The organism is Marinicauda pacifica (genome assembly GCF_004793635.1).
GTDB classification, from domain to species: domain Bacteria; phylum Pseudomonadota; class Alphaproteobacteria; order Caulobacterales; family Maricaulaceae; genus Marinicauda; species Marinicauda pacifica.
This window is the reverse complement of the sequence record NZ_SRXV01000064.1, coordinates 1-312: the sequence shown is the minus strand read 5'-3', so window position 1 is coordinate 312 and position 312 is coordinate 1. Positions and strand designations below refer to the sequence as shown.

Genomic DNA, 312 nt, shown 5'->3' with positions numbered 1-312 from the left:
AGGGGGCGGCGAATCTGCGGCAGAAGCTGAAGCTCGGCCCAGTTGGTGGACCGATTTCCGTGCTCGTCGCCCGTCAGATGCGTGATCACATCCTTGATGTGAGCCACCCCGATCGGAGCATCGAGCGTATCGCGATAGATCGGAAGGCGGGAATGCGCGGCATTGGAGAAGATGACGGCCAGCTCGTGCAGCGGCGTTTCGACGTCCACCGCGGTAATATCGGCCCGCGGCACCATCACATCGCTGACACGCAGCCGGTCGAAAGCCTGCGCATTGGCCAGCAGGGCGCTCTCCGTCACCGGAGCAGGGTCT

At 63.8% G+C, this 312-nt stretch carries 1 protein-coding gene; it reads right to left on the bottom strand.

Annotation, left to right across the window (positions count from 1 at the left end):
• Positions 1-312: CBS domain-containing protein (locus E5162_RS14400; RefSeq protein WP_135945957.1), on the bottom strand; the 312-nt coding region annotated here is incomplete at both ends.